Raw genomic sequence first — 24,485 nt, forward strand, 5'->3', positions numbered from 1 at the left:
TCAGGCTCGCCTGTCGCTAGCGGTGGTACCGCTCGACCAGCACACAATGCCCGGAAGAGATGTTTTGAAACGGTCTGCGCAGAGACACGTGCTTACTCCATGACAGCATTTGATGGCCCCGGGACAGCCGAAGATCAACTAGGCTCAAAAGCCTCGGCGAAATTGGAAACGGCGATCCAGACAACATTTTGCAAGGCATCTGGTCACTCGCGGCAACCCCACACACCTGGCAATGGAACGCAACGCTGGCAGCTCCATGTCGCCTTAACTTCTGAAAGCAGGTCACCAAATGCCCCCTTTGAGCGGCGATTCTACGAAATGCATCACATTTTGCAAAGCAAGGTGATGGATCATGCAGTTGCCTAATGCAAAAATCTATCGTTAAGTTCTTGATTCTAAATGGGAATTGAGCGATGCAAATTTCAAGTTTGGGTCCAGCCATACGACGCTATCGCAAGGTCGCGGGGCTTACTCAGGCTGAACTCGGCGAAAAAACCGGTTTTGACCCCAAAACCATCAGCCGCTTCGAAACCGGCACCTATACCCCCAGCGTGGAAGCATTGTTCCTGCTTGCCGATGTGCTGGGCGTGAAGCTGAAAGCGTTTTTCGCAGATATGGGCGATGAAGACGAACAGCGGGCGTACCTGTTCAGCGTCATACACAAAGCCACCTCAAAGGATCTGGGAAAGCTGATCGCTGCGGTTGACCAGGCCTTGTCCAAGCCTTAGTGCCAGTAATAAAAAGGCAGATCTGTCGACTCGACCGATCTGCCTTTTGTTTATTCAGGCGCCAGCAATCGCCTCGAAGAACGTGCACCGGTAATGGCCATCCGATATCCTTGCGTGAAATTAATTCAAAATGTAAGGGAATACGATGAAACGCCTCCGTCCGTTCTTGATGGCCGCAATGCTGTGCGCACTGCATAACCCCGCACAAGCGGCCACCACGCCCCCGCCAGAAACCGTCGAAGCTGCCCAAGTGGAGCAAACGCCCGAGCAGTTTCTGGCCTCCCTGAAGAAACAGCACGGCACCATCACCCTGCCCAACGGCATTGCGACGATGAAGCTCAACGACGAGTTTTATTACCTCAACCCCAAAGACACCGAGCGCTTGCTGACCGAAGGCTGGGGCAACCCACCGGGCACCGAGACGCTGGGCATGATCATCCCGGCCGGCGTGAACCCGCTGACCGCCAGCGGCTGGGGCGTGATCGTCAGCTACAGCGAAGACGGGCACGTTTCCGACGAGGATGCGGCAAAAATCGACTACGCCGACCTGCTCAAGCAAATGCAGGAAGAGGACGAGGAAGACAATAAGGAACGTCAGAAACAAGGCTATGCCGGCCTGCACCTGCTTGGCTGGGCTGAGCAACCGCATTACGACGGCGCCAGCCACAAAATGTATTGGGCACGGGAACTGAAATCCGACGATGCCAAAGACAGCACCCTGAACTACAGCATTCGGGTACTGGGCCGTAAAGGCGTACTGGAACTGAACGCGGTGGCCGCTATGGCGGACCTGCCGATGGTCAAGAAAGAACTGCCGAAAGTCATCGCCTTCACCAACTTCACCGACGGCAACCTTTATACCGACTACAGCCCAGCCACCGACAAACTGGCGTCTTATGGTCTGGCGGCATTGGTGGGTGGTGGCCTGGCGGCGAAGGCCGGGTTGTTTGCCAAGATCGGCATCTTCCTGCTGGCGGCGAAGAAATTCCTGATTGTCGGGCTGGTGGTCATCGCGGGCTTCTTGCGCAAACTGTTCAGCCGTAAAAAGACTTAAGGGCTTGCCCTTCTGCGCTGCCAGATGATCCTGGCAGCGCAGGATTCGCAAACGGCAGGCACAACAAAGCCGCCGCATGACAACGCAGCAGACAAACTAAACATTGGGAATTTTAAAACGAGGCGTATCGAAGGATGTTGCGCGCGCAAACCTCGAAACTGAGGACTTGGCGTTATGGAGGCAACCCCACCAGCCACACCCCGGCACACAATGTTCCCGCTGTGGCTGCTTCCTTCCGGATCATGCCTAGGTCGCATGCAAGCATGCTCGGGTATCGTTGCAGACGTTATAGGGTAAGGGTTTCAGGCGTTTGGGGTTGCGAGAAATCTACCGTGCGAACTCACAGCACGAGCAGTCAAAAATCCGAGGTGTAGCCGGCATTGTTCCACTCTGCTGTTCCACTTTGGTGTTCCACTCATGACCTATATAGTCCGCCGCCAGTCCGGTTACTACCTGAACATTCGATTGCCAAAGCATCTGTTTCCGAACCGCCACACCCTGCGTATGTGCTTGAACTTACGAGAGCGTCAGGCTGCATTATTTCTTGCTGCCTCACTGGCTCAGCGAGTGATCAACCACCTTTTTGAACACCCGATGACAGACCTCCAGACGCTGCGTGCGTTGTGTTCGCAGTGGCGAAACTCTACCCCCTTGCCAACAATCCAACTTACTGCACGGAAGACCACAACAAGCGCTCCGAAGATCACCAACCACAGCCCCACCCTCGCCTCCCTGTCCAAGCTCTATATAGATGAGGGCAAACGTGGTGGTACGTGGCGCGAAGTCAGTACACACGAAGTCGAACGCTCGTTACGAGATTTATTTGAGCTGATGGGCGACATGCCCGCTTCTGCATTCGATGTGAATCAAGCCCGGTTGTTGAAAGATCGTCTGAGTCGGTGTCCCCAATACTTTGCACTGTTGCCACAGTTCAAAAATAAGACGTTGATGCAAGTGATTGAGTCCGGTGGTACGTACAAAACCATCACCGCTGTGACCGTGAACAACCGCCTACGCAAGCTTTCGGCGTTTATGAACTGGTGCAAGTCCAATGGTTACGTTGCCGAGAACCCATTGATAGGACTAAAGGTGATGACGGGGCCAGCGAAGGAAGCACGCCTGTCGTTTGAGCAACACGATCTGAGCACCCTGCTCAATCTGGAAGCACTCAAGGCGGAAGCCCTCAAACATCCTTGGCGGTACTGGTTGCCGCTACTTGGAAGGTTTACCGGCGCCAGATTGGAAGAACTCTGTCAGTTGCACGTTGCTGATTTCATCACATTACAAGGAGTCGATTGCATACGGATAGACGACGGTCACGAATCTCAAAAGCTGAAGAACAGTAGTAGTCGCCGAACCTTGCCAATCCACCCCGCGCTGATCCAGCTCGGGTTGCTCGAATATGTGCAAATTCAGCGCACTCCAAACTCAGATCGTTTATTCCCTGAGCTGGAACCTGTACGTGGAAAACTAGGGCACGCACCGTCGAAATGGTTTAGTCGGTATCGGACCAAAATGGGTATCACCGATCCCAAGAAAACCTTTCACAGCTTCCGTCACACAATGATTGATGACCTTAGAGAAGCCGGGGTGCAAGACTCCCTGATCAAGCGTATTGCAGGCCATGAAGACTCTGCCGTAACCTTCGGTGTTTACGGTAGTCGCATCCCTATTAAAGCAATGGCCGAAGCAATCCTACACCTCAACTTTTGCTTTGAAAAAGTTGATGTAACTGTCTAATAAAGTTTGGACACATCTTGACAAATGCAAATGATTCGTGTTATCATGATCTTATGTGGAGTTGACGGCAACACTCTGACTAATTCAGTGTAGCCCTCCCGCTGAAGTGCTCTTACGAATCTTTTGCCATTCCTTCTTAAGGTTCGTCGTTTGTTGTTGTCCTCCCGCTAATTCATCTAAAGCCACTCCTTAACCGGTTTGGCTTTTTCTTTTCCTGCTGTAAACACTTACAGACACTTTTTAATTATCAGAGGTAAATTCTATGACGTACTGCCGTGCGTGTAATTCCCCATTGTTAAACCGACGGGCACACGCAACTACATGTAATTCCGTTTGCCGTAATCGAGCGTGGCGACAATCACGCATTACTATGTTGCCAGTACAACTGATGCTCAGTATTGCCAATCATTCATTCTTTACCAAAGCTGCTGATGCTGCTGGCGTTTCAATTAATGATCATCTACATGATCGCTTAACTAAAACCATGGAGTGTGTATAAATGCGAGTACAACTGAACGACCGAGCAGTGTTTCAACTTGAAGAGTTAATGCGTCGTGCTGGTCACACAAGTTACCAGCATTGTCTTCAAGTTTTGCTGACCACGGTTACGAACAACCTACGTCAGCAAGACGCGAAGAAAGCTTCAAACATCTAACCACCCATTCGTCCTAAAATACTTTAACCACAAGTCAGAGGGAGCAACGACCAAACAAGGAAAACCAGTGCCTAATTATATCATCGTAAACAAACCATCTCAGTTGATCCTGAAAGTAATAACAACATCTCATCAGCCAACACCTGATCACGACCATGTATTTCATCCAGTTTCAACCGCTGTGCTTAATAAATATTACAAGCTAGCTACTAAAGCGCGTCGTGCTGGCATGTTGGTCAATGTGGGTGACCTTGTTGCTGTAAGCCCAAGTTTCTTGGAATCACTTGCAAATTCAAAGCATTAACACTAAGCCATTTCATTGACCGAAATCGAATAAATATGCGTACTCCTGACTACCCTACAGGGTACGGTGTTTTGCATGTCTACACCCCTTGTAAACCGGGCATCTAAAACGCCCAAAACACCTTATTTCAGGTGTCGTCCAGCACAAACAAAAAAAAGGAATATAACAATGAACACAGTTAATGAAGTCACAACACCTATGCTTGAACGTCACCTTGCCGTTGCTCAGATAAAACACTACTTCCATCTGCAACAATCTGCTATTGCCGTCAGCGACCATCGCGAATGTCGTCGTGTCACTACACAGCTTGACCGAATGGTTAACGAATATGGTGTCAGTGCTTTGCATGAAGCTATGGAGGAATTGCGATGAGTACTACTAGTCTAGATTATTTCACGGCTGGCCTCGCAAAAGCATTCGAACGTCGAGCCAAGAAACAACCTACAAATCAACATACGCAGAAGGTTGCTGGCAATGTAGTTACCAGTAATAAAAATACCACTACTAAACTCAGTGATGAAGCATACAAATCATCTCTATTGTGCAAGATGAGAGTACGACTTGCACAAATGAAAGCAAATGATAACAGCCAATAAAACCAACATAAGGAATAATGCAATGACAAATACAGTTACCAACCCACACGCCCACATTTCGATCAGGGGTGTACCACGCAAGTATGACGCCAATGAACTACTTCAACGTCAAAAGGGCTTTCACGCTATGTATCGATCAACTGACCAAAATTGTGAGATGGTAAGGGGAGAACTTCCATATCTCTTTCTTGCCAAGGTGATCGAGAAACATACGCAAGGGTTCACCTTGACTGATCGATACCCGATGTCTATGAGTAACATGAAATATCATGCCCATATGGTTAAGCCTGAGCAACTACAGCAAGCTGATTTGGCAATCATTGATGAGCGTGTAAAAGCAGAGTACATCAGTGAACTTGAAGCTGAGCGAGAACATTACCGTCAACAGCTTACCCAGCAATTATTGCAGGCAGCCGAAACGAAAGAAGCCAAGAAGGTTGCAGACCAAAAGGCGAAACTTCTTGCTAGCATTCAGGCTGAAGTTGACCGCGTGTTCACTGATCTCGTAGTGCCTGAGTAACACAGCAACAAACGCTTCAAGCGACACCAGACAGGACCTCGTATAACGCGATACAGGCCGTTTCCCAATGCAACCCTACCCATCATGGCCCCGACAGCTTACCAAGGCTGTGCGGGGCTTTTGTTTGTTGAGATTTACCACTACGGCTCCACCGCAAGTCCACTTTCCGCTCATCTATGACGCGCCTAAGGAAAAATCTTTAGACAAGTCATTTTGTCAAGCCTTTCTTGACGAGTGGTGTGTATTCCTGTATAAGTCTCCGCTCAATCAGAACACCCAACACCTCGATGTGATCATGAGTCGATCCCGGCTTAGGCATCATGCGGAGTTTTACGTGCCTGTGATTTACCCACAACATCCGGCAGCTACCGAGAGGAATTGCCTAATGAACTGAACTAGCTAAGGAGAACATTCCCATGTCGCACCCGCTCGCCACTAATTCGCCTGCCACCAGTAAGTCCCTCCCCTTTTCCGAACTGCTCTCATCAGCACGATTGGAAGCATTGAACGCACGCTTCGCCGCTAACGCCGATCAGTGGCTGGCAGACAATGCACCGAAGACCAAAACCAAGCTTCCTCGAAAGCCGAAGAGCACACGCGGACCAAAGCCCAAGATGATTGAGAATCCCTTTTATGGGTTCATCGGCTGCACAACTTACTGGGGGCGCTATCCAGTGTTTGCAGCAAGCATTATCGAAGGAGCTGCGCGACTGGACTGGCATGATCGTCCAATCAAAAAGGGTGGGAAATCCATGCCATTGTCTGTACGCAACCTTGCCATGATTCTGGAAAGCCAGCCCTTCATCACCAACGAAACCGTTGAAGATTTGCTGCAACTAGAAGACAGGCACGCCCGGCGCTATTTCAAAGCGGTTCAGTTGATCATCCCTAGCATGATGGAAAGTCGTCCACGATCCCTGATCAATGAGATGGTTGGCATCGAGCCTGAGCCAAAAATTTGTGAGTGGGAGGACGGGGATGATCTGAGCAAGCCAAGTGCCGAAGAACTGGTCAAGCTGCACCATGACTTACGTACCCTGACCGAGTACAAGACGGCGAAAGAGTACGAAGCAGAGTATCCAATGCATCCTCATGAATCATGCGTCATAGCGTTCCCGGCCCGTCAACAGCACTTAAAGAAAGCTGAGGTGATGAGAATGCTGATACAAGGTATGGCGGTTAAGGCTATTGAGCGAGCCACCGGCGTATCGCCGAAGACGATCAGAAAATGGCGTGATGAGATGCATATTGTACAAGGCGAGTTGAACGCAGCGTGAGCAACGTTACTGGTGGGGGGGGGGGACTAATTCGGCCGCATGTATAAGAGAGCGAAGCGAACGACTGTTAAAGCGTAAGCTTTGAATAGAATATTCTCCGGTAGTTACCGGAGGCAAAGTGTTAGTGAGACAAGAAAGAAGAGAGGGGATAAAACCCCTCAAAACAAAAAGCATGATCTTTAAGGAGAATTATCCTGTCGTAACGACAGAGAATATACTCTGAGTAAACTCAAAAGAAGATCAACAGCGGGTGGACTTCGTTATCCACCTCTTTAAAAGCATTCGCCTATCGGCTCACTTGCGCACACTGATTGTATTGGAGATTCACGCATCTCTAGAGTTTACTTCTGATTGACAATCAGAACATGTCAGCAATCTCCTGTGTGAAAACACACAAAAACAAGTTTGAACAATCATCAGGGAAACAGGATGGTTATCAGAACCAGTATCAGGAGTGATAGACAGTCACAACACACCTTAATTTATGCACCAACACGTCTGGGCACCTGATTTTACATCGGCTCACATTAATTTCTGTTAAGCACGATCGCCACTTTCTCCCTGATTCCATTTCTCACGTTAGCAATTCGATTGAAATCAGGAAGAAACAGCCTCGTTTCAAGTCAATACGAAGATGCACGAATATCTAGCATAGGTTGAAATGAAATTCTAAATGTCTGGCGATCACCGGATTGCACCCACGTCGCTACCTCTCTTCTGAAGGTGCTGTTACCAGAACAGTTTGCCGCACCTTGTGGGTCTGATCCCACGCCGATCAACCTTCTACCCGGCTTCAGATAGAAGCTCGCTTTTTCGTTGTTGTCCACTCTCGCAACTAGCTTCCCATCGACGTAGACCCCAAAGAAGCACTGACCGGCTTGGAATGCTCCTTCCCTCACCACCGTGACGGAAGCGTCTTTTCCCTTGTCTTCTACTTGATAAGCCAACAGTCGGTTACTAGGAGCGGGTACAGCCACACCTCCGGTTGGTGGTGAAGCACAACCGCTCAACATGGTGACAGCGGCTATGACGAGCAATGTGCGCATATTAGATTCCTTTCCTGATTGAAGGCATAAAGCTATCACCATGGCAGCTCCAGTGCACAAAGCTTATCTCCGCCCTATCATTTGACTTGTTTCGAAATTCTCTCCCCACATCACTCAAGGACGACCCCCCCATGACCACCAATAAAGAAACCATTGCCGACGTGCTGGAACTGCTCACGTTGAATCAGGAAGCCATGAGCGCCTGTATCGAGGAGCTGGCCCTGCATCTGCTGGGGACAGGAGCAACGGAGTTGCACACTAATATTCAAGGCGCGCTCACCACGCTGGATACAAACGCCCAAGGGATCACCAGTGCAATCAGGATTCTACGTGGTCATTGAGCCCTGTACCGATACGGGTATAGATCAAGCGATACCGTTAATCGGCCTGTCTGCCCGTACCGAAAATACCCCTATCTACACCCTAATGAGCACACGTATAATCGGTACATCCAAAACGGTATAGGAGCGGTTTGAAATGTTCGTACGCGCTTACCTGAGAGCATCCACAGATTCACAGGATGCCAGTCGTGCAAAAGATTCATTGATTCAATTTGCCGCTGACCACGGCCACAAGGTCGCAGCTTTTTACACAGAGAACGAGTCAGGTGCCAAGTTCGACCGGCCTGTGTTGTTCCGCTTGCTTGATGACAGTCACGAAGGTGACGTGATACTGGTGGAAGGCATCGACAGGCTGTCTCGACTGACCCCGGACGATTGGGCGAAGTTGAAAGCCATCATTGCAGCCAAGAGGGTGACAGTAGTATCCATGGACCTCACCACCAGTCACGGTGCATTAAAAGCCAGCGACGGTATGGATGAATTCACAAAGGGTATGATTGCCGCCGTCAATGGTATGTTGCTCGACATGTTGGCCGTGATTGCTCGCAAGGATTACGAAGACCGTCGCCGTCGTCAGGCTCAAGGGATCAGGACAGGGAAGGAAGCCGGCGTTTACACAGGCCGTCCAGTTGACGAGAAACTGCACAAACGCATCAAGGAATGTCTTGCTGCTGGCATGAGCCTACGCAAGACCGCAACGTCTGTGGGTTGTGCGTTGAGTACAGTGCAACGAGTCGCCAAGTAACGCAGTTTCAGACAGTCCGTGAGCCCGCCTTGAGTGGGCTCTGTCATATCTGATGCAATGAATCAGGTGAGTTGCACACGCGATCCTGTGAAGGCTCACAGCCACTCACCCGACCCCACATTCACTCACGGATTCCTATATTGCTGAACGGGGGGATCAACCAGAGCTGGTCCCGGTTAAACACTGGCGACCTATATCCGACATTCCCTACGGATTTCAACACCGTGAGCATTCGGGTTCGACTTGAAGTCGAGACTCAAAAATCATGGGGTTGGACTTTACTCAAGGTCATCCGGTCCAACCAGCTGCGCCCGTCAAATGCACAAGATGAATATCTGACGGGGCTACAGTCCATCGCAAAGTTCTAATTGAATTTAACCCAAAAGCTACGAAAAAATATTGACCGCCGTTATTATGACTCGTCAACCTGCCGTACGAGATTAATCTTATGATCGTACATTGGCTGGTAATCCATAAACTTGTTCATTCTCAACGCCATCAATGGCGATTCATCATGCATACGTTTCAGTGCCTCAAATACTTTTAGGAACACAACTGCATAGTGGCTTTGAATATCAGCAAGCTCAGTTCGGGAGCCTAGATCGACTAACGATTGTGCATAGCTCTTAAACTTTGGCGAACCTAACAACTTAAAGTAAGTATAAAACTGGTCGGCAGTGAACGCACTTAATGACTCGAGAGCTTCGCCCGAGAATTGCTTTCCAAGATAGTTATCAACGAGTTCATCGATACTCCAAGCTTTTCTTACATCGCCAAAATACTGTTCAAGCTTCTCAGCTATATACGGATTTTTAGGCAGTCTGTACATTTCATTTCGATTAGTAAGAGAGCGGCTTTCGAAAAGAACCTTAAAATATTCGTCAACAATTGACCTGCCACGCTCTTCTAAACCAGCAGCAGTGAAGATTTCAAGAACACCATCAATCTCATAAGGATTTGCGGCACCACCTGATTCAATTACGGCTTTTTCGAACAGGTCCAATAGGTCTGCATCAGTAATCGACATATCATTATGAAATACGAACCAAGCGTCAGTGAATATTTTACGTCTCTTGCTTTTTTCGCTAACGGCAGTAATTGAGTCAATAAGTGGTACTAAAGAATTAGAATCGGCATAACCATTCTTGACTAGCTTTATGATCTCCATCGTGAAGTTGTCGGCTTCATCATACCCGTACTCGCGAAAAAAATTAACCTTTGCAATTTTTTTGTCTTCAATCGCTTTCTGCTCGACAGTCAGTTCTTTTTTGTCCGGCGGAAACAGAGACAGTCCGCCCTTATACTTTTCCAAATCTTCAATACTAACGACTTTTTCAGCACCTGAATATTTTGCATAGATTGCTAGCGGAATAAGTTTCGTTGATTCATCAAGAATTTCATCAAATTTGCCATCTACAAACGGCTTTATCAAGTTGGCGAAATATCTAACTTTACGCAACAATCTAATGTTGTTCATTTCTAGCTTCTTAACGTTCTCTACAATTTTCTTTTCGTACAGGTCAGTGGTGCTGAAAACTACGCTCGCAGCTTCATCCAAGGTCGGTGCATATCTGACCTCGTAGTCGAATACTTTTTCACTGAACGTGAAGAATTCATCGTCTTTCTGCAATGATCCTTCATTTAAAATCAGGATGACTGAACAATCTTTTGACTCGATTAGATTAGAGATTAGACCAAGGACATCCCGAGCCGACAAGGCAATGCCACGGCGTTCAAAATCATCAATACAGATTATGGTATCTTTAACCATTGCATATTGAATCGAATCAATTACCCCTCCAAAACTCCCAACGAATGGAATTTTAGCTTCTTTTCCATAGCCGAACATTTTTCGCAACCCGGTAGTTGCATCACTGAATTCAAGTTTTTTTAAGTTTTCAAAAACAGATTCCTTTGTGGTCACGCTTCCCGCCTTTTCGGTAGGAACGGAGTTTTCAAAAATAGAACGCTTTAGGTCAGGTAAAGAATTCAGACCAAACAATGAGACGTAGGAATATGTCTTACGATCAAATGATCCACGGTGTTTTTTGATAACCTTATTCCAGAGATGGGTTTTTCCAGTGCCCCACTCCCCTTTAAGAACTATTGCAGAACCTGTTTTGTGAACAGCGAAATCAGTAAGAGCCTTTTCAACTTGAACAATAGACATTTAGAGCCTCAGTACGAATCAAATTTAGGCGTCAGGCCAACATTCATTGTTGTCTTCACCGATGTCGCCACGCGATTGAACAGATAAATTCAACTAAGATTCAGGCATATGGAGAAAAAAGCATACCTGAACATACAGGAATAAAATTGTGCATTGCAATATTGATAACATAGTCACCAAGTTGGGATATTGAATAGCCTTCCAGAAGGACCATCATCATGAAGAACCCTTACAACTTCATTATCTGAAAATTTGAATCCCGCTGGCAAGTCTGACTCTATGACAGTCAAAAAATACTGAAACCCATGAATATTTGACGCAGTTCTGGCGAACTCAATGAATTCTAGCTTCTTTCGATCATCCAATGTCTCCAGTCCCCCATCATGATAAATAAATCTAATAAATTTCTCATGAGAGTACGCAGAAACGACAGCCAAATCGAAACCTATGCACAGCATTTTTTTATAGCTATGACCATCACACTCCCCCGTTATGGTTCCATCAGCGCCTATTATTCCAGCAAAGTAATCTAGATTGCCCTCACCATTTTGCTCAGTAGTTATAATCCCACTTTTATCTAATACATCCGATACAAAACTTATAAAGTAATCTTTTATCGCCTTATAAATACCATGAGGCGCGCTTACTACAGAATCACGATTCTCACGTATCAAATCAACTATATTAGTTTTTGTCCTCGCGAGATCACGATACGCATCCTCCATACCCTTTAATTCAATAGTTGCTAGCAATCTCTTTTCAATATCAGAAATCAACAGCTTAACTTCTGAAAGATTATTAGACACCTCTTTATACTTCGAAAAAACACCATGCGAATTCAGGTATGAAAGTTTTTTAGATTTTTCGGCATGCAAATGTATCGCCTTACCGTTTATCTCATGTATGCTATCTTCGAGTTCTTTAACTTGCTGCTCAATAAATTCTCGCCGCTCGTAGGTAATCCTTCTATTAAACTCGACCAACTCGTCATATGAGCGTTTGATCTGATCACCAAAAACAACTCCTGCCTCTTTGAACAACTGTGCAACTGAATCAACATCTAGTTTTCCATCGCCAAGATGGTACGTTTTCTGAAGCTTTCTTAGCCTCGCTGACAGATAGTATTTAGCCTTATTAAGCTCCTCTAACTCACCATCTATTTCGCCGGCCACTTGTTCAATATAAATACTATCTGTGCTGTTGAAATTCAGATTATCCAGTTGCCAACTCAACTTTTCAGCCAAGTTTTTCTGTGCTGTTAGGTGACCATTCAACACCTCCTCCTGATCGCCCTGAGCCGCTCCGATAGTTTGTTTTACTTCATCTATTTTATCAGAAAGCGAATCTAACTCGCTTTTTAGCTCATAGTTCTTTATCAATGGTTCAGGATTAAATCCAAGCATGTGACCCAGATATGGTTTCCAACTGATATGTCGCCCGCGAAACTGATCTAATTTGAATATTTCTGAATAGTCTTCCTGAGAGCGCAAACAGTACGCAATAGCATCGCGATAATCCCAAACCTTCAATGCGCTTAAGTCAAGGTAAGCATCAAGTATAACTTTCGCTTTGCTTATTGGAATCTCAAAGTGGTCCCACTGCGACTTATGAAGCCCGTGAAAATTTTGCATACGCTCTGAATGGCGTTTCAGTGAAATTTTGGAGTTATTTGACACGGCTCGTTTGATCGTAACAAACCCGCCAGTTTTCAACGAGACTTCCAAGTAAAATTCGAAGCTTTCGAATACTTCAAGGAATTTGAATAGAAAAAACTCCTTACTCCTACCTTTAAGCAAACAAAAATCTATCAACTCTGCGAGCTTGGATTTCCCAAGATTATGTGCGTCTTTGTTTAGATCGGTAGGATTATGAATTTGCCCAACAATTACATTAAATCCACTATTGAAATCTATGGGCAAAAACTTATCATCAACATTTGAGTATATTCTAGATAGTTTCATTTACCGATATACTCTAAAGTATCGTTTTTGATATGGTACTGAAGCAACCCAAGTAAAAAAAGCAGCTCCAAAGAAGACGTAAACAGATAAATTGCACGTTTATCGTAACTTGAAAGCTTTGAAAGCAAATCGGAGTAATTATGTACGCGATCCTTGCGCATAATCGACAGCAGAAATGAAGACACTGAAATTATGGTCAAATCCGGATGCGCGTTTTTATTCGGCAACAGCAACATCTTCTTCCCCAATATCGCAATGATAATACATATAGTAGATCATTAATCTTGTTAGAGACTTACTGACTCGTAAGTCGCTATCTCTTTCAATCAGCAACTCAATAACTTTCTCAAGAACCTGATCGAAGTCATGATTTTCCTTTCTGTATATCGCAATTTTCGCGCTCAACTCTTCCGCACTTTCCATATACAGCATCTGCAAACTGCCATTTTCTGGCATAGACAAAAAATCCTGTATTTGGAACATTTCACTGATGCGTTTCTTTATCGTTTCGCCGTAGCTTCTGTTCAACCCGTTTATTATGTTTTTTCTATCAAAGCCTACTCTCACAATTCTTTTTGTTAAATCAACCGTTGAGATAGATGCTAAATTTTTCTTCAAGGCAACGATAATCAGCGCTAGCTCATCCGGCTCAATATTCAAAGGCATATCAAATGGGTTTAGCCCAACATCCCCCGGAATGTGGCTATATTTTTTTAAAAGACTCTCCAACTGCTCCAGTCCGATCAACCCAATATTAGACTCATGAAGTCCCGTATGGCTTGATAAATGACTTTTTATAGAAGCACTTGCCGCTGCTGGTAATTTCCTGTTAGAAAACAGCATATAGTTTGAAAGACGCTCATCTTTTATTAGGCGCAATATTTTAGGTATTTCACCGTTAACTTCCGATGATGCATTATCAAAAAAATCCCCATCCGAGAATTTTTTATTATAGGCCGTAGTGTGTTTCGCTTGAATTACTGTAACACCACGCCAAGGTTCAGACTGACTAGGATAAGAATTTGCAACTCCTTCGAATCGCGAATCTTTACCACCATCTTTCCCTTCCGAAAAAGTTTCGGTACCAATGCCCAGCAACTCAAAGCATATATGAATAACTAGCGACTCAAACTGATTTGGAGATAAATGACTGTACTGAAACCTCACGTTGGCGCTCCTTGCAGATACCGGCTAAGCGCAAGGCGGTGCCGCCACATATAGTAAAATCTCAATTGTGGGTTTGCCGGCGGAATTGAATGGCCTTCGTCGTAGCACAAATTCATGATCACGGGGGAATCCTTTCTGTTTCGTGCACGAATAAATATATAGCAAAAGGCTAAAAGCCACTACAAGAAAACTAGGCTGGTCATCTCCATGCGCTTCTGCTTCTTATTGAATGAGGATACGTGCTCAAACTACTTCTAGCGGTGCATCACATTTTTTCTTGAACCTACCAGATAGGTTGCTGGTAAAAATCAGAGGGTGAGTGAGCGGGTACTTCGTTGATTTCAGTGCAAACTGAATGCATGAAAAATGCAGCGAAAGTGACGGGCGCAGCGATCAATAGTCACTGAGCACTGAGAACGTATGGCTATGAGAGAAAACGCGAGATAATATAACGCTCATGGCGACACCACTTTGGTGCACCTAAACGCTGTTCTACTTCGAATTTTTTTGCTGATAAATCCTTGTAGAATCAAGGACTTAGAGATAGGAGGCAACCCCACCAGCCACACCCCGGCACACAATGTTCCCGCTGTGGCTGCTTCCTTCCGGATCTGACCAGGTTCACGGGTAATCGTTGCGGGGGGACCGATGGGGTCACCATAACGACGTTCACCTGACGGCGAACGGCGCCATTGTACCTATCTGAGTCGAAGTTACAACCGTTCGATCCAGATTAAAAATATGAATCAGGTCAAGGACATGCGCCGCGCCCGAAAACCCGCTTCGTAGCAGCTGGCGAAGCCTGCGTTCGGCTGCGCAGCAGTCGCTTATAAGGCGCATGCAGTTTGCCTGGAGACTGCGGAGCCGGATTTTACGACTGCTTCGCAGCCGAACGCAGGCTGCGCCAGCTGCTACACAGGCTTGCATTGCTCCTATTGCGCCAACACCTCATCCGCCCTGCCGCCCTCCTGCTGGATCACCAGGTGGATAAAGTGCAGCTTGGCGATCACCGCTGGCGGCAGGACGAACGGATAGAAATCCGGCTGACCCATGCTGCGCGACAACTCGTTGAGCATACCGGCCAGTTCGATCCACGCATTGACGAACGACAGGAACGCCGCACCGCCGGGATGCTGCGGATCGTAGAGCGTGCTGGACGGGAATGGCTGGTAATCGAAATCCATTTCCCGAGCGCTCATGCCGAAGCCCAGGGCGGTGTCCACCGCGTCCATCATGTGCAGGTAGTGCGCCCAGGTTTCGGCCCAGTCTTCCCATGGGTGCATCGTCGCGTAGGCGCTGACGTACTGTTGCTGCCAGTCCAGCGGCGCGCCTTGCTGGTAGTGGCGCTCAAGGGATTCGGCGTAGCTCGCGCGCTCGTCACCGAACAGGCCACGAAACGGTTCCAGCCATTGGCTGTTGGCGATCAAGCGATCCCAGTAGTAATGCCCGACCTCATGACGGAAATGCCCGAGCAGCGTGCGATACGGCTCGTGCATCTGCACCCGGATCTGTTCACGGTGAGCGTCGTCGGCTTCCTTGATGTCGAGGGTGATCAGGCCGTTGGCGTGACCGGTGGTGGGCGGCTTGCCTTCCAGATCGACGCCGATGAAATCGAAGGCCAGGCCGGTTTCTTCGTCCACGGTTTTCGGGATCACCTGCAACCCGAGGCTGACCAGTTGCGCAACCAGACGCCGCTTGGCCGTTTCGACCTTGCGCCAGCGTTCAGGGTTTTCGGGAATCGATAGATCAGGGATGGTGTGATTCAGGCTACACGCGATGCATAACGCGTCGTGATCGTTGGCCGGCAGTAGCCAGTTACAGGCGGCCGGAGAATCGAGATTGGCGCAGCGGCGGAACACACCGGCCTCGGGATCGGCGTCGAGTAGCCAGGTGTCCGTTTGCGGGCCGGGCTGCAGGGACGACAGGCGACTCTGTTCCGGCTGATAGCCCAGCGCCGCCGAACAGGCCAGGCACTGACTGTTGCGAAAGAACAGCGACTGGCCGCAGCGGCACTGCCAGACCTTGCTGTTGCGCGAACTCTCACCGATGAAAGGCGCGGCGATGCGGGAACTGAGCTGTTCGAAGAAACGGTACATGGCGAACTCTCCCTGAGGGGTGCCAAGACTAGATCATTTCAGCTCGCTGATCGTTCCCATAATTGTGCCGGAGAGCGTTTGTCTGTGGCGAGGGAGCTTGCTCCCGCTCGACTGCGCAGCAGGCGCCAGCATCGAGGGGGACCACTTCGCGCTCCAGCGGGAGCAAGCTCCCTCGCCACAGGTCAGGTGTCAGATCGCAATGCCGTGTTTTTTCAGGAAGTCGACAAACGCTTCCTCATCCAGCACCTTCAGCCCAAGCTCATTGGCCTTGGCCAACTTCGATCCGGCGCCCGGCCCCGCAACCACGCAATGCGTCTTGGCCGACACCGAGCCCGCCACTTTGGCGCCAAGGCCTTCGAGTTTGTCCTTGGCCACATCGCGGCTCATCAATTCCAGCGAACCGGTCAGCACCCAGGTCTGCCCAGCCAGCGGCAGGCCTTCGACGACTTTCTTCTCGCTCTGCCAGTGCATGCCGAAATCACGCAATTGCTTCTCGGCTGCTTCAGCAATCTGGCGATTCTCTGCCACCGCAAAAAAATCCCGAACCGAATTCGCCTGCTTCTCCGGCAACGCCTGGCGCATATCCAGCCAGTCAGCGTCAAACACACCTTTGAGCGAACCAAACTTGTCCGCCAGTTTCTGCGCCCCGCCCGGCCCCACCGATGGAATGTGCAGCTTGTCGAGGAACCCGCCGAGGGTAGTGCTCGCAGAAAACTCGGCACCTAACTCGCCCTGATCCTGAATCTGCAAACCGTGTTTGAGCAGCTCCTCGATCACTTGCTGGTTGTGCGCATCTTCGAAGAAGCTGTGAATCTCATACGCCACTTCCAGGCCGACGTCCGGCAAGTACGTCAACACTTGCGGCAACGCCTGTTGAACCCGCTCCAGCGAGCCCAGGGAGCGCGCCAACACCTTGGCCGTCTCTTCGCCGACATCGGGGATCCCGAGGGCGTAGATGAAACGCGCCAGGCTCGGTCGCTTGCTGTCTTCGATAGCGCCGAGGAGTTTTTTGCTCGACAGCTCGGCAAAGCCTTCCAGGTCGACAATGTCTTCGAACTTCAGCGCATACAGATCAGCCGGCGAACTCACCAGGCCTTCATCGACCAATTGCTCGACGCTCTTGTCGCCCAGGCCTTCGATGTCCATGGCACGACGGGAGACGAAATGGATGATCGCCTGCTTCAGTTGCGCGCCGCAGGCCAGACGCCCGACGCAACGATACACCGCGCCTTCGCTGACGGTCTCGCGACCTTTGCTGCGCTTGACCAGTTGCGTGCGCTCCACGTGCGAGCCGCACACCGGGCACTGTTCGGGAATCTGCACCGCCCGGGCATTTTCCGGACGACGCTCAAGGATCACTTGCACCACTTGCGGAATCACATCGCCTGCGCGACGGATGATCACGGTGTCGCCGATCATCAAGCCCAGGCGCGCCACTTCATCCATGTTGTGCAACGTCGCGTTAGCCACGGTCACGCCGGCAACCTTGACTGGTTTCAAGCGTGCGACCGGCGTGACGGCGCCGGTGCGGCCAACCTGGAATTCCACATCGAGCAACTCGGTGAGTTCTTCCATCGCCGGGAATTTGTGGGCGATCGCCCAACGCGGCTCGCGGGCGCGGAACCCCAATTCACGCTGCGAGGCAATGCTGTTGACCTTGAACACCACGCCATCGATTTCATAGCCCAGCGCATTGCGGCGCTCGCCGATGTCGCGGTAGTAATCCAGGCATTCGCCGATGCCGTGCGCCAGTTTCAGCTCATGACTGATCGGCATGCCCCACACCTGCAACTGCTTGAGATTGCCAATGTGAGTGTCGGCAATGTCCGCCGAAATCTGGCCGATGCCGTAGCAGCAGAATTCCAGCGGACGGTTAGCGGTGATCTTCGAATCCAGTTGACGCAAGCTGCCGGCCGCGGCGTTTCGCGGGTTGGCGAAAGTCTTGCCACCGACTTCCAGTTGCGTGGCGTTGAGCCGTTCGAAACCGGCCTTGGACATGAACACTTCGCCGCGCACTTCCAGGGTCGCCGGCCAGCCGTTGCCGTGCAGTTTGAGCGGGATGTTGCGCACGGTGCGCACGTTGACGCTGATGTCTTCGCCGGTGGTGCCGTCGCCGCGTGTGGCGCCGCGTACCAGCACACCGTCCTGATACAACAGGCTGACCGCCAGGCCATCGAGTTTCGGTTCGCAGCTGTATTCCACCGCCGCGCCGCCGCCGAACAAGTCGCCGGCCGGCAGGTCCAGACCTTCGGTGACACGCCGATCGAACTCGCGCATGTCGGTTTCTTCGAAGGCGTTGCCGAGGCTGAGCATCGGCACTTCATGACGCACCTGAGTGAACGCCGACAGCGCTGCGCTGCCGACGCGCTGGGTCGGCGAGTCGCTGGTGATCAGTTCGGGATTGGCCGCTTCGAGGGCCTTGAGCTCATGGAACAACCGGTCGTACTCGGCGTCCGGAATGCTCGGCTCGTCCATCACGTGATAGCGATAGTTGTGCTGATCCAGCTCAGCGCGCAGCTCTAGAATGCGGGTTTTGGCGGCGGTCATGGGTGTTCTCTCATAAAGCAAAAGAGCAGCCAAGGCTGCTCAATCTCATCAAGATCAAGAGATCGCAGCCTCGTTTCACTCGACAGCTCCTACGGAAATTCGATCCCTGTAGGAGTTGTCGAGTGAAACGAGGCTACGATCTTTTGCCTTTATCGTTTCTGGGTCAGTGCGCGACGTTCGAACTCAACGATGCGCTGACGGTAGTGCTCAATCGTCTGGGCAGTCAGCACGCTGCGCTGGTCGTCTTTCAGTTCGCCGTTCAGCTCCTGGGACAGTTTGCGCGCTGCAGCCACCATCACGTCGAAGGCTTGCTTCGGATGACGCGGGCCTGGCAGGCCGAGGAAGAAGCTCACCGCCGGGGTGCTGAAATGGTCGATGTCGTCCAGATCAAAGATGCCCGGCTTGACCGCATTGGCCATGGAGAACAGCACTTCACCGTTGCCAGCCATGCTTTCGTGGCGGTGGAAAATATCCATCTCGCCGAAACGCAGACCGCTTTCCAGAATGTTCTGCAACAGCGCCGGGCCTTTGAAGCCGGCGGCGTCGCGGCAGATCACGCTGATCACCAGCACTTCTTCGGCTTGCGGTTGTTCTTTATCGCTGACAGCAGGCGAAGCCTTGGTGTCATCCGGGAAATCGTCATCACGGCTGCTGAAGCTCGGGCCGCCGTCCAGGTCCAGGCTGAGGTTCATGTCACCCTGGGAAGGCTCGGCATGGCCACGCTTGCCGCGCTTGGAACCCGACTCACGGGGTTCCCGGGCCGGCATGCTCACCGATGGCAAATCATGCTCGTCGAGCTGCGGCTCTTTATGTGTATCCAGCACCCGTGGCGGGCCCAACAGCTCGGCGCTGGTGTCCTCGTCCGGCAGGTTGGACAGACTTCGATCAAGACGGAACTTCAGTTTTCCCTTGCCGCCGCGCATACGGCGCCAGCCATCGAAAAGAATACCGGCAATGACAATAATGCCGATGACGATCAGCCACTCGCGCAGACCGATTTCCATGTAATCCCGTGCCTCTATAAAAAATGCTGAAAAATAAGGGGTTTACAACGTGCAAACCGCTTTAAAACGTGGCGCCAACTCTATGTTCTGACAGGCGTTTTGCCCACGTATACGAAAAATTGACATTAAACTAGCACGACCAAAGGCAACTTTACACCGTCTGTCAAAATCGCTGCGCAAATTGTGTCGATTTGCCATCTTCATTCAACAACCAGCGCAGACGCATGGCACGCGCAGCTCAAGCTACAAGTCGCAAGCTTCAAGCCTCAAGCTATTCCTCTTGCAGCTTAAGGCTTATGGCTTGTAGCTGCGCCGCTAGGCGTCCACCATCGCCATCGCCTCCTCGACATCCACTGCCACCAAGCGTGAACAACCCGGCTCGTGCATCGTCACCCCCATCAGTTGATCAGCCATTTCCATGGCGATCTTGTTGTGGGTGATATAGATGAACTGCACCGTCTGCGACATCTCTTTGACCAGCCGTGCGTAGCGTCCAACGTTAGCGTCATCCAGTGGCGCGTCAACTTCATCGAGCATGCAGAACGGCGCCGGGTTCAACTTGAAGATCGCAAAAACCAGGGCCAATGCGGTCAGGGCTTTTTCGCCACCGGAGAGCAAATGGATGGTGCTGTTCTTCTTTCCTGGCGGCCGCGCCATGATCGTTACCCCTGTATCGAGTAGATCTTCGCCCGTCAGTTCCAAATACGCGCTGCCGCCACCGAAAACTTTTGGGAAAAGTGCCTGAATTCCGGCATTGATCTGATCAAAGGTATCTTTGAAGCGGTTGCGCGTCTCTTTGTCGATCTTGCGAATCACGTTTTCCAACGTATCCAGCGCTTCCACCAGATCGTCGTTCTGCGCATCCAGATAACGTTTACGCTCGGATTGTTGCGTGTATTCGTCGATGGCCGCGAGGTTGATCGCACCGAGACGCGCAATGCGCGCGGCAATGCGTTCCAGCTCTTCCTCGGCCTCTTTCTCATTGGCCTCGGCCACCAGGGTTGCGATCACGCCGTGAAGGTCGTAGCCGTCTTCCAGCAATTGATCTTCGAGGGTCTTGCGCCGCACGGTCAGGGCTTGCCATTCCATGCGCTGGTGTTCGAGTTGGCCACGGATCAATTGCGATTGCTGCTCGGCCTGATTGCGGCGTTTCTCGGCGTCGCGCAATTCGCGGTCGGCATCTTCCATGGCGGTTTGCGCGGTCTTGAGTTCTTCGTCGACGGTCATGCGCTTGTCGAGCAACTCTTCGAGTTTCAGACGCAGCTCTTCCAGCGGCGCCTCGCCCTCCTCCAGGTTCAGACTGAGCTGCTCGCGCTTCTCGGTCAGGCGCTCGGACTGCATCTCCAGACGCTCAAGGGCCTGGCGCGTGGAATCGTGTTGCGCCTTGAGCGAACCCAGACGCACCGCCAATTGATGCGCGTGATCCTTGTGCTGCCGGGCTTCCTGACGCACGCGATCGAGGCGTTCACGCAAGCTGTCGCGCTGGGCCAGCAGCAGCTCGCGCTGCTCGGTGTCCAGCGCCATGCTGTCGAGGGCTTCCTGCAATTGCAGGCGCGCTTCGCCGATGTTTTCGTGTTCCAGTGAGCGCTGTTCGCCAAGCTCGGTGAGTTCTTCGTCGAGACGCGTTCGGCGCAGGGTCAGTTGTTCAGCCTTGGCTTTGCCGGCGGACAACTGCGCTTTCAATTCACCTTGCTGACGGGCTTCGTCTTGCAGCAGACGGCGCAGATGTTCGCGACCGTTTTCCTGCTGACGCTGTTGTGCCCGAAAGTTTTGCAGCTGGGTTTCCAGGGTTTCGACCGAGGCTTCGCGCTCTTCGCGCTCAAGGCCCAGTTGCTGGATTTCCTGGCCACGGGCGAGCACGCCGCTTTCCGCTTCACTGGCGCGACGCACACGTAAAAAGTGTCGTCCTACCCAGTAACCGTCTCGGCTGATCAGGCTTTCGCCAGGCTTCAATTGAGCGCGCGAGGCCAGAGCCTGCTCGAGGCTGTCCACCGGTTTGACCTGCCCCAGCCACGGCGACAGATCGATCTGCGCCTCGACCTTGTCGAGCAAACTGCCGGCCACGCGCACGCCATCGCTGGCAGGGCTGAGCAAGCGCAGATCGCCCTGGGAAAACCCGGCCAGATCGAAATCGCCGAAGTCGTCCACCAGCACCGCTTGCAGGTCGGCACCGAGCACGGTTTCCACCGCCAGCTCCCAACCGGCCTCGACCTTCAGGCCTTCGGCCAGGCGCGGACGCTCTGCCAGATTCTGTTCACGCAACCATTCGGCCGTGCCGGTGCCCGGATCAAGCGCGGCCTGCTGCAAGGCTTCAAGGGACGCAAGCCGACCATTGAGGCGCTGCAAATCGCCCTGCGCCTGTTGCTGCGCGGTCAATGCGTGCTGCAATTCCTGACGCAGTTGTTCAAGCTTTTCGACCTGAGCTTGTTCACTGGTCTGCAAATCCTCAAGCGTCGCTTCGGATTCAGCGAGCTGCTCGCTGAGTTCCATGATCGCAGCATCTTCCGGATCCGCCGAAAGCAACGCACGCTCTTCGCCCAGACGCTTCTGGCGATCAGCCAGGCGCTCCATGCTGGTTTCCAGCTGCTGGATTCGCGACTGCTGCACTTCAGACTGGCGACGCGGTTCGGCGGCGGTGAGGTTGAACGTGTCCCACTGCTCTTGCCACGCATGCATGGTGGTTTCGGATTCTTCCAGCGCGGCGGCGGCCTCTTCGGCGGCTGCGCTGGTGACTTCCTGCTCCGGCGTGAGCATGTCTAGCTCTTCGCCGAGGGTCAGCAGCAAGGTGCGGTCGTGACCCAGGTGCGACTCGGTTTCCAGACGCGCGCGCTCGGCTTCCTTCAAATCGTCCTGCAACTGGCGCAAGCGCTGCTGGCCGTGCTGGATGCTCTGCTCGACCCGGGCGATGTCGCCACCGACCGAATAGAAACGCCCCTGCACCAGATTGAAGCGCTCGGACAGGTCATGGTGACCGTCACGCAGGCGTTCAATCGCCGCATCGGCGTTGCGCTGTTCGGCGACCAAAGCTTCGAAAGTGATTTCCTGGTTGCCGATGATTGCTTCGCGCTGTCCGACTTGTTCGTTCAACGCCTGCCAGCGCAGGGCCGACAATTGGGCCTTGAGCTGACGCTCCTCGCCCTTGTATTCCTGATACTTCTTCGCCGACTCGGCCTGGCGATGCAAGCGTTCGAGTTGACGCTCAAGCTCTTCGCGCAAGTCGGTCAGGCGTGCGAGGTTTTCGTGGGTGCGGCGAATGCGGTTTTCAGTCTCGCGCCGGCGCTCCTTGTACTTGGAGATCCCCGCCGCTTCTTCAATAAAGTTACGCAGGTCTTCGGGCTTGGCTTCGATCAGCTTGGAGATCATGCCCTGCTCGATGATCGAGTAGCTGCGCGGGCCCAGGCCGGTGCCGAGGAAGATGTCGGTGATGTCGCGACGACGGCATTTGGTGCCGTTCAGGTAGTAGCTGTTCTGGCTGTCGCGGGTGACTTTGCGGCGAATCGAGATTTCCGCGTAGGCCGCGTATTCGCCGACCAGGGTGCCGTCGGAGTTGTCGAACACCAGTTCGATACTCGCCTGGCTCACCGGTTTGCGGCTGGTCGAGCCGTTGAAGATGACGTCGGTCATCGACTCGCCGCGCAGGTTCTTGGCCGAGCTCTCGCCCATCACCCAACGCACGGCGTCGATGATGTTCGACTTGCCGCAACCATTGGGCCCGACCACCGCCGCCATGTTACTGGGGAAGTTCACCGTGGTCGGGTCGACGAAGGATTTGAACCCCGCCAGTTTGATGCACTTGAGCCGCACGCTTAAGCGCCCGTCAGGGCGGAAACCACCAGATCACAGCTGCGCTGGGCGTAAGCCGTCAGCACCACGCGGATCTGCGGGAAGTCACGGGCGATCACGGCCGCGAGCAAGCGCTCGAACAGCTCCAGGAATTCGCTCATCTCGGCTTTGCGCTGTTCCAGGGCGAGGAAATACGCGCGGCTCATGGCCGGTTGCAGGTTCTCGACAGTTTCCTGCAAGTACGGATTGTTGGCGAACGGATACGCCGCGCGCATCACGCTGAAGCTGTCGTCGACGAACGTGCGGATGTCCTGACGCTCGTAGCTGGCGGTCAGGCGCTGCTGAATCTGCACGAACGGCGCCAGGTCGGCCTGGACTTGCCAGCCAGTGGCCACGGCGTTGCCGAGCAAGATGTACAACTCGCTCATCAGCGTGCACAGGCTCTGGACCTTGTGCGCGGTAAGTTCGGTCACGTGGGCGCCACGTCGCGGCAGGATCGCGATCAGGTGGCGGCGCTCAAGGATCAGCAAGGCCTCACGGACCGAACCGCGGCTGACATTGAGGGCCAGCGTGACCTTCTGTTCCTGGATGCGCTCTCCCGGCTTCATTTCGCCGCGAATGATACGTTCGGCGAGGTGGTGAGCGATTTGCTCGGCGAGGCTGTCCGGCGCCTTGAACGTCATGGTTGTCCTTCAAACTCTTCGATCTGCACAAGCGGCGCAGTGTAGCGCAATTGGTACGTCATGGCGGA

General features: G+C 51.7%; 21 protein-coding genes and 1 other RNA gene. 11 read left to right on the forward strand and 11 right to left on the reverse strand.

Annotated elements, in window-relative coordinates:
* Positions 1-99: 99 nt before the first annotated feature.
* From NK667_RS17775 to NK667_RS17815, 9 genes are all read left to right on the forward strand, one after another.
* A complete protein-coding gene (locus NK667_RS17775) occupies positions 100-366 on the forward strand; it encodes a hypothetical protein (protein ID WP_083471349.1) in 267 nt (88 codons plus the stop codon).
* 47 nt (positions 367-413) lie between these two features.
* Entirely contained in the window at positions 414-728 is a 315-nt protein-coding gene (locus NK667_RS17780; RefSeq protein ID WP_054054050.1) for a helix-turn-helix domain-containing protein, read from the forward strand.
* A gap of 145 nt (positions 729-873) precedes the next feature.
* Complete coding sequence (locus NK667_RS17785) at positions 874-1,782, forward strand: DUF2167 domain-containing protein (protein WP_054615633.1); 909 nt, start codon at positions 874-876, stop codon at positions 1,780-1,782.
* A gap of 417 nt (positions 1,783-2,199) precedes the next feature.
* A complete protein-coding gene (locus NK667_RS17790; protein ID WP_054615634.1) occupies positions 2,200-3,522 on the forward strand; it encodes a site-specific integrase in 1,323 nt (440 codons plus the stop codon).
* Between the two features lie 722 nt (positions 3,523-4,244).
* Positions 4,245-4,481: a hypothetical protein gene (locus NK667_RS17795; RefSeq protein WP_152980993.1), complete on the forward strand. Its 237-nt coding sequence runs from the start codon at positions 4,245-4,247 to the stop codon at positions 4,479-4,481.
* 168 nt (positions 4,482-4,649) lie between these two features.
* Positions 4,650-4,853, forward strand: a complete 204-nt coding sequence (locus tag NK667_RS17800) for a hypothetical protein (protein ID WP_152980995.1) — start codon at positions 4,650-4,652, stop codon at positions 4,851-4,853.
* Positions 4,850-5,077 carry a hypothetical protein gene (locus NK667_RS17805; RefSeq protein WP_152980997.1) on the forward strand — a complete coding sequence of 76 codons (228 nt, stop codon included), beginning with the start codon at positions 4,850-4,852 and terminating at the stop codon, positions 5,075-5,077. Before NK667_RS17800 ends, NK667_RS17805 begins: the two co-directional genes overlap by 4 nt.
* A 22-nt stretch (positions 5,078-5,099) precedes the next feature.
* A complete protein-coding gene (locus NK667_RS17810; protein ID WP_054615635.1) occupies positions 5,100-5,597 on the forward strand; it encodes a hypothetical protein in 498 nt (165 codons plus the stop codon).
* A gap of 416 nt (positions 5,598-6,013) precedes the next feature.
* Positions 6,014-6,874, forward strand: coding sequence for a helix-turn-helix domain-containing protein (locus tag NK667_RS17815; protein WP_054615636.1), 861 nt, complete (start codon positions 6,014-6,016; stop codon positions 6,872-6,874).
* Positions 6,875-7,497: 623 nt separating this feature from the next.
* Here NK667_RS17815 and NK667_RS17820 read toward each other — a convergent pair.
* On the reverse strand, positions 7,498-7,920 hold the full coding sequence (locus NK667_RS17820; protein WP_152980999.1) for a hypothetical protein: 423 nt from the start codon (positions 7,918-7,920) through the stop codon (positions 7,498-7,500).
* 131 nt (positions 7,921-8,051) lie between these two features.
* Here NK667_RS17820 and NK667_RS17825 point away from each other — a divergent pair, with 131 nt between their 5' ends.
* Positions 8,052-8,261 carry a hypothetical protein gene (locus NK667_RS17825; RefSeq protein ID WP_054615637.1) on the forward strand — a complete coding sequence of 70 codons (210 nt, stop codon included), beginning with the start codon at positions 8,052-8,054 and terminating at the stop codon, positions 8,259-8,261.
* Between the two features lie 136 nt (positions 8,262-8,397).
* Positions 8,398-9,006 carry a recombinase family protein gene (locus tag NK667_RS17830; protein WP_054615638.1) on the forward strand — a complete coding sequence of 203 codons (609 nt, stop codon included), beginning with the start codon at positions 8,398-8,400 and terminating at the stop codon, positions 9,004-9,006.
* Positions 9,007-9,418: 412 nt separating this feature from the next.
* Here NK667_RS17830 and NK667_RS17835 read toward each other — a convergent pair whose 3' ends face one another.
* The 10 genes from NK667_RS17835 to NK667_RS17875 all read right to left on the reverse strand — a co-directional run bounded on the left by NK667_RS17835 (position 9,419) and on the right by NK667_RS17875 (position 24,417).
* Positions 9,419-11,176 (reverse strand): P-loop NTPase fold protein, encoded by a 1,758-nt coding sequence (locus tag NK667_RS17835; RefSeq protein ID WP_054615639.1) that lies wholly within the window; start codon positions 11,174-11,176, stop codon positions 9,419-9,421.
* A 173-nt stretch (positions 11,177-11,349) separates the two neighbouring features.
* Positions 11,350-13,137 (reverse strand): DUF2326 domain-containing protein, encoded by a 1,788-nt coding sequence (locus NK667_RS17840; protein WP_054615640.1) that lies wholly within the window; start codon positions 13,135-13,137, stop codon positions 11,350-11,352.
* A complete protein-coding gene (locus tag NK667_RS32865) occupies positions 13,134-13,373 on the reverse strand; it encodes an ABC-three component system middle component 8 (RefSeq protein ID WP_083471350.1) in 240 nt (79 codons plus the stop codon). Before NK667_RS32865 ends, NK667_RS17840 begins: the two co-directional genes overlap by 4 nt.
* Positions 13,354-14,304 (reverse strand): ABC-three component system protein, encoded by a 951-nt coding sequence (locus NK667_RS17845; RefSeq protein WP_054615641.1) that lies wholly within the window; start codon positions 14,302-14,304, stop codon positions 13,354-13,356. Before NK667_RS17845 ends, NK667_RS32865 begins: the two co-directional genes overlap by 20 nt.
* 554 nt (positions 14,305-14,858) lie before the next feature.
* An RNA gene (gene ffs, locus NK667_RS17850) (signal recognition particle sRNA small type) lies at positions 14,859-14,955 on the reverse strand.
* A 281-nt stretch (positions 14,956-15,236) separates the two neighbouring features.
* On the reverse strand, positions 15,237-16,400 hold the full coding sequence (locus tag NK667_RS17855) for a zinc-binding metallopeptidase family protein (protein ID WP_054054047.1): 1,164 nt from the start codon (positions 16,398-16,400) through the stop codon (positions 15,237-15,239).
* A 189-nt stretch (positions 16,401-16,589) separates the two neighbouring features.
* Entirely contained in the window at positions 16,590-18,947 is a 2,358-nt protein-coding gene (gene ligA, locus NK667_RS17860) for an NAD-dependent DNA ligase LigA (RefSeq protein ID WP_054615642.1), read from the reverse strand.
* Positions 18,948-19,096: 149 nt separating this feature from the next.
* Positions 19,097-19,951 carry a cell division protein ZipA gene (gene zipA, locus NK667_RS17865; RefSeq protein ID WP_054054043.1) on the reverse strand — a complete coding sequence of 285 codons (855 nt, stop codon included), beginning with the start codon at positions 19,949-19,951 and terminating at the stop codon, positions 19,097-19,099.
* A 315-nt stretch (positions 19,952-20,266) separates the two neighbouring features.
* Positions 20,267-23,755 carry a chromosome segregation protein SMC gene (gene smc / locus NK667_RS17870; protein WP_054615643.1) on the reverse strand — a complete coding sequence of 1,163 codons (3,489 nt, stop codon included), beginning with the start codon at positions 23,753-23,755 and terminating at the stop codon, positions 20,267-20,269.
* 2 nt (positions 23,756-23,757) lie between these two features.
* Positions 23,758-24,417, reverse strand: coding sequence for a GntR family transcriptional regulator (locus NK667_RS17875; protein ID WP_054054039.1), 660 nt, complete (start codon positions 24,415-24,417; stop codon positions 23,758-23,760).
* Between the last annotated feature and the right edge of the window lie 68 nt (positions 24,418-24,485).

The organism is Pseudomonas nunensis, from assembly GCF_024296925.1.
GTDB lineage: Bacteria > Pseudomonadota > Gammaproteobacteria > Pseudomonadales > Pseudomonadaceae > Aquipseudomonas > Aquipseudomonas nunensis.

What these genes read in the sequence shown, in the direction of transcription:
- NK667_RS17810 (WP_054615635.1), top strand. Translation starts at nt 5,100, where the DNA reads ATGACAAATACAGTTACCAACCCACACGCCCACATTTCGATCAGGGGT.
- NK667_RS17835 (WP_054615639.1), bottom strand. Translation starts at nt 11,176, where the DNA reads ATGTCTATTGTTCAAGTTGAAAAGGCTCTTACTGATTTCGCTGTTCAC.
- NK667_RS17820 (WP_152980999.1), bottom strand. Translation starts at nt 7,920, where the DNA reads ATGCGCACATTGCTCGTCATAGCCGCTGTCACCATGTTGAGCGGTTGT.
- NK667_RS17875 (WP_054054039.1), bottom strand. Translation starts at nt 24,417, where the DNA reads ATGACGTTCAAGGCGCCGGACAGCCTCGCCGAGCAAATCGCTCACCAC.
- NK667_RS17805 (WP_152980997.1), top strand. Translation starts at nt 4,850, where the DNA reads ATGAGTACTACTAGTCTAGATTATTTCACGGCTGGCCTCGCAAAAGCA.
- ligA (WP_054615642.1), bottom strand. Translation starts at nt 18,947, where the DNA reads ATGACCGCCGCCAAAACCCGCATTCTAGAGCTGCGCGCTGAGCTGGAT.
- NK667_RS17775 (WP_083471349.1), top strand. Translation starts at nt 100, where the DNA reads ATGACAGCATTTGATGGCCCCGGGACAGCCGAAGATCAACTAGGCTCA.
- zipA (WP_054054043.1), bottom strand. Translation starts at nt 19,951, where the DNA reads ATGGAAATCGGTCTGCGCGAGTGGCTGATCGTCATCGGCATTATTGTC.
- NK667_RS17825 (WP_054615637.1), top strand. Translation starts at nt 8,052, where the DNA reads ATGACCACCAATAAAGAAACCATTGCCGACGTGCTGGAACTGCTCACG.
- NK667_RS17855 (WP_054054047.1), bottom strand. Translation starts at nt 16,400, where the DNA reads ATGTACCGTTTCTTCGAACAGCTCAGTTCCCGCATCGCCGCGCCTTTC.
- NK667_RS17815 (WP_054615636.1), top strand. Translation starts at nt 6,014, where the DNA reads ATGTCGCACCCGCTCGCCACTAATTCGCCTGCCACCAGTAAGTCCCTC.
- NK667_RS17800 (WP_152980995.1), top strand. Translation starts at nt 4,650, where the DNA reads ATGAACACAGTTAATGAAGTCACAACACCTATGCTTGAACGTCACCTT.
- NK667_RS32865 (WP_083471350.1), bottom strand. Translation starts at nt 13,373, where the DNA reads ATGTTGCTGTTGCCGAATAAAAACGCGCATCCGGATTTGACCATAATT.
- NK667_RS17790 (WP_054615634.1), top strand. Translation starts at nt 2,200, where the DNA reads ATGACCTATATAGTCCGCCGCCAGTCCGGTTACTACCTGAACATTCGA.
- NK667_RS17785 (WP_054615633.1), top strand. Translation starts at nt 874, where the DNA reads ATGAAACGCCTCCGTCCGTTCTTGATGGCCGCAATGCTGTGCGCACTG.
- NK667_RS17780 (WP_054054050.1), top strand. Translation starts at nt 414, where the DNA reads ATGCAAATTTCAAGTTTGGGTCCAGCCATACGACGCTATCGCAAGGTC.
- NK667_RS17830 (WP_054615638.1), top strand. Translation starts at nt 8,398, where the DNA reads ATGTTCGTACGCGCTTACCTGAGAGCATCCACAGATTCACAGGATGCC.
- NK667_RS17840 (WP_054615640.1), bottom strand. Translation starts at nt 13,137, where the DNA reads ATGAAACTATCTAGAATATACTCAAATGTTGATGATAAGTTTTTGCCC.